The sequence below is a fragment of the Paraburkholderia madseniana genome (assembly GCF_009690905.1).
GTDB lineage: Bacteria > Pseudomonadota > Gammaproteobacteria > Burkholderiales > Burkholderiaceae > Paraburkholderia > Paraburkholderia madseniana.
This window is the reverse complement of sequence record NZ_VOSW01000056.1, coordinates 57,870-67,264: the sequence shown is the minus strand read 5'-3', so window position 1 is coordinate 67,264 and position 9,395 is coordinate 57,870. Positions and strand designations below refer to the sequence as shown.

The following is a 9,395-nucleotide window of genomic DNA, read 5'->3' as shown; positions in this document are numbered from 1 at the left end:
GGCCTTTCCTTGATTTGCTAGTGGTCTATTAGCGTTGCCCCTGTGCGGGGCGGCACCTACTTCTCTTTGCCGGCTGCAAAGAGAAGTAGGCAAGAGAAAGCAGCTCAAACCGCTACTGCTAAGCGGGCACCGTGGTCTGCTACGGGTAGTGGTGCATCTGGAATCTGGGTTCGTGCACCTGCAGGCGCCAGTGACAAGGGTGTCATACTTCCGGCGGCGCTGCGCGCGCCGAAGAGTACTTCTTAAAACCACCCGTTACGTTTTCGCGCTCCCGCCTCATTCGGCGTGGTGGCTCGGCGTGTATCGCCTCGATTGCTCTCGGCACTTCAGTGTTTTATTCGAAGTGCGAAATTCGAACTCGTGCTCGTTCGACCTAGCGATAAGTCGGAGGTCGAGAAACAATACTTCGAATATCCGGCGGTAATCTCGCATTCATCGCTTCGCCGAGACGAAGCCGATGGACCCCGCTGCGCCAACCGAAGCCGCTGGTTTCCCATGCAGACCCGTCCGCGACGCACGTAGTGCGGAGTGGGAGCTGATGAGTCCTTTGTCACTAACGCGGAACGTGGGAGAGCACGGATTCCAGATGCACCACTACCCGCAGCAGACCACGGGCCCCACTTAGCATTAGCGGTTTGAGCTGCTTTCTCTTGCCTACTTCTCTTTGCAGCCGGCAAAGAGAAGTAGGTGCTGCCCCGCACAGGGGCAACGCTAATAGACCACTAACAATACAAGGAAAGGCCAAAGCCCTAAGAACACTGACAACAAGCGCCGCGCAGGCAACTGAGTTCCATATGCCCCGAACAAGAGCAACACCAATCAGCCCATTACAAAACGCGGACACGCGTCACCCCAGGAAAACCTTCAGTAAGCACTCAGCCAGGCATAAACCCGCTATTTCGCGATTAACAACATCCTGAATCCCCGAAAGCATCCTAATATCAAGGCGAACTGAAAAAACGACAGGGGAAAGCCATCATGTATCGTCATCGTTCGCTGGGTGTGGTGACGGGCGCGTCGCCGCTCGCAAGCGTCGACGTGTTGAGCAGGATGACCGCGGCCTGGCGCCGGCCCGGCGCGGCCAAGCCGTTCGACTTCGTCCTCGAGCAGCATTCGTGGCAAGGACCGGCGACGCCAGGCGCCGCGAGCGCGCCATTCAAGATCCACGTGTTCGACACGATTCGCGCCTTCGAGAAACGCGGTGTCGACGCGATCGTCCTGCCGTGCTTCCTCAGCCACACCTTCATCGACGAACTCTCGGCGAACGTGGCGCCGCCGATCGCCAACATCATGGCTGCGCTCTCAGCGCACGTGCGACAGGCTTTCCCATCGGTCCGCCGTATCGGCGTGCTGACTTCCGGCACGATCCGCCGCCACGGCCTTTTCGAACGCTATTTCGACAATGCGCGGTTCGACGTGCTGCATCCACGTGACGAAGCGGGCGTCGATTGCGTAACGAGCGCCGTGTACGGCGACCAGGGCATCAAATGCGGGCATCTGTACGGCCGGCCAGTCGAGTTGTTGCGCGCCGCTTGCGCGGACCTCATTGCGCAAGGCGCGGAGATCATCGTACCCGGACTCGCCGAAATCCCCCTGGTGGCGCGCGCACTCGGCACGCTGGAAGTGCCGTTCGTCGATACCAATCTCGTCTACGCGCGCTACGTCGCAGCGGCGCAATATGCGCAGCCGGAGCGGCGTTTCAAGGTGGGCGTGCTGGGCGGCGTCGGCCCGGCGGCGACTGTCGATTTCATGGCGAAACTGGTGAGCAACACGCCCGCTGCCCGCGATCAGGACCACATCAAGGTAATGGTCGAGCAGAATCCGCAGATTCCGGATCGCACTGAAGCGCTGCTCGGCAACGGCGACGATCCGACGCTCGCGCTCTATGCCGCATGCAAGACGCTCGAAGAGGGCGGCGCCGATCTCATCGCGATTCCGTGCAATACGGCGCATGCGTTCGTCGATCGGATTCAGCCGGCATTGACCATTCCGATCGTCAATATGCTGACCTGTACCGCCGATTATCTGCGCGAGGCTTTCCCGAGCCTGCGCGAAGTCGGTGTGCTGGCCACCTCGGGCACGCTGGCGAGCCGGGTCTACGAGAAGGCGCTCGAAGCATGCGGCTTCGTGCAGATCGCGCCAGCCGCGACCGCGCAGGCCCGGCTCATGAACGCGATTTATGGGCCGAGTGGCGCCAAGGCGGGCTACACGTCGGGCGAGTGCTGTGACGACCTCGCCGCTGCGGTGGATGATCTGGTCGCGCAAGGCGTGCAGGTCATCGTGCTGGGCTGCACCGAGTTGCCGCTGCTGCTGCGCGGTTCGACGCTGAAGCGGCCGGACGGGTTGGTGGTGCAGCTTGTCGATCCGACCGAGGTGCTGGCAAAACGCTGCGTGGCTTACGCGCTGGGCGGAAGCGGAGTGGTGCAGGCCGCTTCGGAACCGGTGGAGCCGGTGATGGGCCGGTTTAACGTGGAAAGCGTCTTCGGCTAGGGTCGGGCAGACCCGGCTGGTTCCGGCTTGCGCGCGGCCCCGTGCCGCGCCGCGCTGCGCCGGAAAACCTTGTATTTCCCTCCCGCCGCCGCCATCCCTGGCCCGAGGCGCTGCGAACGCGCAGTCGTGCCGTGTCATGGAAAACTGTATAAATATACAGTATAGTATCCCCCTGCAACCCGGCCTTTGGCGTGTCATTCCGCCAGCCTGGTATCCCGAACTTGCGCGGTCGCGAGGCGTCCGTGAGAGGTGGTCCACTCATTCAGACGGTCGGAAAAATTGGCATCTAACGGAATTATCCGCATTCGCGGCGCGCGCCAGCACAACCTGAAGAACGTCGATCTCGATGTACGAACCGGCGAAATGACAGTCGTCACCGGGCCGTCCGGCTCCGGCAAATCGAGCCTCGTGTTCGACACGTTGTACGCGGAAGGGCAGCGGCGCTACGTCGAAACCTTCAGCGCCTACGCCCGGCAGTTTCTCGATCGCATGGACCGGCCGCAAGTCGACCGGGTCGACGGCGTACCGCCCGCCATCGCGATCGACCAGACCAACCCGGTGCGCAGTTCGCGCTCCACCGTCGGCACCATGACGGAACTCAACGATCACCTGAAGCTGCTGTACGCGCGCGCGGCCGAACTGTTCGATCGCAAGACCGCGCAGCAGGTGCGCCACGACACGCCCGAAACGATCTACGCCGAACTGCTCGAGCGCACCGCGGAGCATGATCCGCGGCTGGTCGTCACGTTCCCGGTCGAGTTGCCGGAGACAGCGTCCGAGCAGGAAGTGGAGCAATGGCTCTCCGCGAGCGGTTATACGCGTGTGCAGGCGCAGCGCGAAGTCGACTCACCCACCGGCAGGCGCAAGCTGCTCGACGTGGTGGCTGACCGCTTCCGTTTGAGCTCGGTCGACAAGCAACGGGTGGTCGAAGCGATCGAGGCATCGCTCAAGCGCGGCGGCGGCCGCGTCAATATTTACGTGCTGCCGGCTGCGCCAGAGGCACTGGAAGCCAAAGAAGCCGAGCCGCAAATCTGGCGCTTCTCTACCGGGCTGCACAGCCCCGAGAGCGACCTTCGTTACGCGGATCCGCAGCCGGCGCTGTTCTCGTTCAACTCGGCGTACGGCGCGTGCGAAGTCTGCCGCGGTTTCGGCCGCGTGATCGGCGTCGACCTCGGCCTGGTGATTCCCGACGCGCGCAAGACGCTGCGCGACGGCGCGATCAAGCCGATGCAAACGCCGGCCTGGAAAGAGTGCCAGGACGACCTGATGCGCTACGCGGCGAAAGCCGATATCCGCCGCGGCACGCCTTGGGGCGAGTTGACGGACGCCGAGCGCGACTGGGTCATCAACGGCTCGCCGGACTGGAACGGCAAGTGGCAAAGCCATTGGTACGGCGTCAAACGCTTCTTTGAGTATCTCGAATCGAAAGCGTACAAGATGCACATCCGCGTATTGCTGTCGAAGTACCGCAGCTATACGCCGTGCGAGACCTGTGGCGGCGCGCGTCTGAAAACGGAATCGCTGTTGTGGCGCCTCGGCAGCAAGCAGAATGCGGACGAGGTGCTGGCGGCCGAAAAGCGCTTCATGCCGCGTGGCGTCGAGTGGAAGCGTGCACAACTCGAAGCCTTGCCGGGTCTGACCGTGCACGATCTGATGCTGATGCCGATCGAGCGCATCCGGCGTTTCTTCGACGAGATCAGCCTGCCTAGCGCCTTGCTCGACGACGCACTCAAGCTGTTGCTCGCCGAAGTACGCACGCGCCTCAAATATCTGTGCGACGTCGGCCTTGGGTATCTGACGCTCGACCGGCAAAGCCGCACGCTGTCCGGCGGCGAGGTGCAGCGGATCAACCTGACCACGGCGCTCGGCACGTCGCTGACCAAAACGCTGTTCGTGCTCGACGAGCCGAGCATCGGCCTGCATCCGCGCGATCTTAACCGGATCGTCGAGGCGATGCATCGGCTGCGCGATGCGGGCAATACGCTGGTGGTGGTCGAACACGATCCCTCGGTGATGCTCGCGGCGGATCGGCTGATCGACATGGGTCCGGGGCCAGGCGAACGGGGCGGTTCGATTATTTACGACGGCGCGCCTGAGGCAATCCGTTCGTCTGGCACGCTGACCGGCGAGTACCTGGGTGGTCGCCGGCATGTGGCGGACGCGGCGCACTGGTCGCAACGTCCGGTGGATGACCGCACGCCGCGCATCGTGCTAGAAGGCGCAACCGAACATAATCTGCGCGACGTCACGGTCGAAATTCCGCTGCAGCGGCTCGTCTGCGTGACGGGTGTGTCGGGTTCCGGCAAGTCCACCTTGCTGCAGGACGTCTTGTATCCGGCCATGGCGCGGCATTTCGGTCTCGCCACCGAATCGCCCGGCTCATTCAGGAGCCTGAGCGGCGCCGACCAGGTCACCGACGTGGTATTTGTCGACCAGTCGCCGATTGGCAAGACCGCGCGCTCGAATCCGGCCAGCTATGTCGGTGCTTTCGACGAAATCCGCAAGCTCTTCGCCAAGGCGCCGCTCGCGCAGCAACGCGGTTACGGCCCCGGCATGTTCAGCTTCAACTCCGGCGACGGGCGCTGCCCGACCTGCGGCGGCTCGGGCTTCGAGCATATCGAAATGCAATTCCTGAGCGACGTCTATCTGCGCTGCCCAGATTGCGATGGGCGCCGTTATCGCGCGGAGCTGCTCGAAGTGAAAATCGAGCGCGGCGAACCGGCGCGTGCGTTGAGCATTGCCGACGTACTGGAGTTGACGGTGAGCGAAGCCACCGCCTACTTCGCCAAGGATGCCGAAGTATTGCGTGTGCTGCAGCCGATCGTCGACGTGGGTCTCGAATACGTGAAGCTTGGCCAGCCGGTGCCCACGTTATCCGGTGGTGAAGCGCAGCGGCTCAAGCTCGCCGGCTTCCTCGCGGAATCGGCACAGGCGCGCACCGCGCGCAGCGCGAAGCAGCCGGTCGCAAAACGCCTGTTCATGTTCGATGAGCCGACCACCGGCCTGCATTTCGACGATATCGCCAAACTGATGCAGGCATTCGGCAAGCTGCTGGCGAGCGGGCATTCGCTGATCGTGATTGAACACAATCTCGACGTGATCCGTGCTGCCGACTGGCTGATCGACCTCGGTCCCGAAGGCGGCGACGGCGGTGGCAGGGTGCTGTGCGCGGGCACGCCGGAAGACGTCAAACTTTGTCCGGAATCGCATACCGGCGAGGCATTGCTGCAATACGACCGCGCCATGAACGCGGCGGCCGAACCGGAATCGCAGGGTGTGCCGTTGCAAAGGGCGTTGAGCGCGGCGCGTGCGCGGCGGGCGATCGAAGGCGAGGACGTGGTGCGCATCGTCAATGCGCGCGAGCACAATCTGAAATCGCTGGATGTGGATATTCCGCACGGCAAATTCAACGTGATTACCGGCGTATCCGGTTCGGGCAAGTCCACGCTGGCTTTCGACATTCTGTTCCACGAAGGCCAGCGCCGTTACCTCGAATCGCTAAACGCATACGCACGGTCCATCGTGCAGCCGGCCGGTCGGCCCGAGGTCGACGCGGTGTACGGCATTCCGCCCACCGTCGCGATCGAGCAGCGTTTGTCGCGCGGCGGTCGCAAGAGTACCGTGGCGACCACGTCCGAAGTGTGGCACTTCCTGCGTCTGCTGTATGTGAAGCTCGGTCTGCAGCACTGCATCCACGACGGCACGCCGGTCACGTCGCAAAGCGTCGAATCGATTGCGGCGCAATTGCTGCGCGATCACAAAGGGCAGCACGTCGGTTTCCTCGCGCCGCTGGTCGTGAACCGCAAGGGCGTCTATACCGATCTCGCGAAGTGGGCAAAAGCGCGCGGCAATACGCATCTGCGTGTGGACGGCGAGTTCGTGCCGGTGGACCCGTGGCCGAAGCTCGATCGTTTCCGCGAGCACACGATCGAGTTGCCGGTGACCGACCTCGTCGTATCGCCGGATAAGGAAGCGGAACTGCGCCAGGCGCTCGATCAGACGCTGGAAATCGGCAAGGGCGTGATGCATCTGCTGGCGCCGCTCGACGGTTTGCACGACGCGATCAGCGGCGGCCGTCCCACGGCGAAACTCGGCGCGGTGAAGGTACTGTCCACCAAGCGCGCCTGTCCGGTATGCGGCACGAGTTATCCCGAACTCGACCCGCGCATGTTCTCGTACAACAGCAAGCATGGCTGGTGTACGACATGCGTCGGCACGGGCCTCGCACTGACGCGCGAACAACGCGCGGCGTACGACGACACCGTGATCGTCGACGACAACCGCGGCCGCGAGCAGAGCTTGCCTTCCGAGGAGCAGGAACCGGAAGGTCTCGTCGACGAGCCGTGTGCGGATTGCTCCGGCACGCGTCTGAACCCAACTGCACGCGCAGTCACGTTCGGCGAGCAGGCCATCGTCGACGTCGCGCAATGGACGGTGTCCGATACGCGCGCGTGGATCGACTCGCTTGAGATGAGCGGTCGGGACGCGGAAATCGCGCGCGACGTGGTTAGCGAAATCGGCAGCCGCCTGCAATTTCTGGAAGAAGTCGGGCTCGGTTATCTGAGCCTCGATCGCGCGGCACCGAGCCTGTCGGGCGGCGAAGCGCAGCGCATCCGGCTCGCCGCGCAACTGGGCAGCAACCTGCAGGGCGTGTGCTACGTGCTCGACGAACCGACCATCGGCCTGCATCCGCGCGACAACCAGATTCTGCTCAATGCCTTGCGCAAGCTGGGCGAAAAGGGCAATACGTTGGTGGTGGTCGAGCATGACGAGGACACGATTCGGCGTGCCGATCACATCATCGATATCGGGCCGGGCGCGGGCAAGCGCGGCGGCACGCTGGTCGCGCAGGGCAGCGTGGCCGATCTGTCGGCGCAGCCCGATTCGCTGACCGGGCAGTTTCTCGCCAATCCGATCGTGCATCCGCTGCAGCCGCGCCGCGAGGTGGCCGCGCCGACGAAGCGCGCCGCCGCGGTGCCGGAGAACTGGCTGACGGTGCATGGCGGCAAGCTGCACAACCTGCAGAACGTCACCGTCGGCATTCCGCTTTCACGGCTGGTGGCGGTGACGGGCGTGAGCGGTTCGGGCAAATCGACGCTCGCGCGCGACGTGCTGATGGCCAATCTGCTGGATGCGGTGGGGCGCTCGGTGCTGTCGTCGCCGGCCACGCGGCGCGCGCGTGCGGCGGCCGAGACCCAGCCGGCGGCGAACCGGCGCTCAAGCGTATTGGCGCGCACGGCGCCGCGAGCGCCGCTGAACGTCACACATGCCTGGCAAGGGTGCGATGCGATCACCGGCTGGGAAACCATCGACCGTGTGCTCGAAGTCGATCAGACGCCGATCGGCAAAACACCGCGCTCGTGTCCGGCGACCTACATCGGTGTGTGGGATGCGATCCGCAAGCTGTTCGCCGGCACGCTCGAAGCGCGCGCGCGTGGCTACACAGCATCGCGTTTCTCGTTCAACACCGGCGAAGGACGCTGTCCCGCTTGCGAAGGGCAGGGCGTGCGCACCATCGGCATGAGTTTCCTGCCCGACGTGAAGGTGCCGTGCGACGTTTGTCACGGGCAGCGCTTCAATCCCGAGACGCTGGCGGTTACGTGGCGGGGCAAGAATATCGGTGACGTACTGACCATGGAAATCGACGAAGCCGTCGAGTTCTTCGCGCCGATTTCGAACATCGCGCATCCATTGCAATTGATGAAAGATGTCGGGCTCGGCTATCTGACGCTCGGTCAGCCGTCGCCTACCTTGTCGGGCGGCGAAGCGCAGCGTATCAAGCTCGTCACCGAGCTAAGCAAGGTGCGTGACGACATCACGCGTCGTGGTCAGAAGCCGCCGCACACGCTGTATGTGCTGGACGAACCGACTGTCGGCTTGCATATGGCCGACGTCGCGAAGCTGATTCGCGTGCTGCATCGTCTCGCGGATGGTGGTCATAGTGTCGTCGTCATCGAACACGATCTCGACGTGATTGCCGAGGCGGACTGGATCATTGACCTCGGTCCGGAAGGTGGTGTGGGTGGTGGCACGATTGTCGCTGCTACGGATCCCGAAGGATTGTCCCGTGTTGCGGCGAGTCACACCGGTGCGGCCTTGCGTCCCGTGCTCGCGCGTACGCGGAACGACACCGCAGTTGTCGCGAGCGAAGGAACCAACGGTTGAGGCATCGGAGCGGCGCAGTCGGCTTTGCGCCGCTCCGGTTTGTTCGTCCGGTCTGGAGAGCCGCACGTGGCGGGTCACGCTTAAGCCAACCGGCCACTGGCGTTCCATGGACGCGTGTTGTCGAGACGCCCGGCATGCCCGAGTCGGGCATTATCGTCAACGTCGGCTATATGTAATTAATTGAAATGAATTTGTAATTATATAAATGGCGTGATTGAAATGTATATTTAGAGTGTCGTAAATACCGCTAAAAAGATTTGGAAACAGTGTTTTTCTTCTGCTATCTTCCCGCCCTTGACGCAGACCTCTGGTCGGCGCTTGAAACGTACGTTGGGTAACTTGTTCGGGATCCGTCGAGGTTGCCGCGCAACCCTCGCGCAACGCACACCCAGCAGGCTTTTGCGCCACGTATCGCCAGTGACTCGTTAGCAGTTCATCGCGTGCCATGGAAGCCCGCAATAGCGGCTGCATCCCAATTGGCGAGCCACGAAAGGCGCGCTCGCATCTGTTCGACACGCGCTTATTCTTTTAGAGCGACGCGAATAGGGCAATAGTTAGAGTGTTCTCTCTAAACTTAGTATGCTCCCATCAAAAAAAGTTTGACCCCGTATTTTTTGTCCTGCTATTGTTGCCTCCCATGAAATGCAGGTGACAAACGCGCAAAAAGTTCACGAGCCGCAGCGCGCTTCGATCAAATTGTCTTCAGCATGTTCATGCCAGACCGAAATGGGCGGGTCGAA

Annotated in this window: 2 protein-coding genes; both read left to right on the top strand. The window is 62.7% G+C overall.

Features of this window, described 5'->3' with window-relative positions; genetic code table 11:
* The first annotated feature begins 978 nt into the window (after nt 1–978).
* Nucleotides 979–2,490, top strand: coding sequence for a cysteate racemase (gene cuyB, locus FSO04_RS27040; RefSeq protein WP_154564273.1), 1,512 nt, complete (start codon nt 979–981; stop codon nt 2,488–2,490).
* A gap of 279 nt (nt 2,491–2,769) precedes the next feature.
* Entirely contained in the window at nt 2,770–8,655 is a 5,886-nt protein-coding gene (uvrA, locus tag FSO04_RS27035; RefSeq protein WP_154564271.1) for an excinuclease ABC subunit UvrA, read from the top strand.
* Nucleotides 8,656–9,395 lie beyond the last annotated feature (740 nt).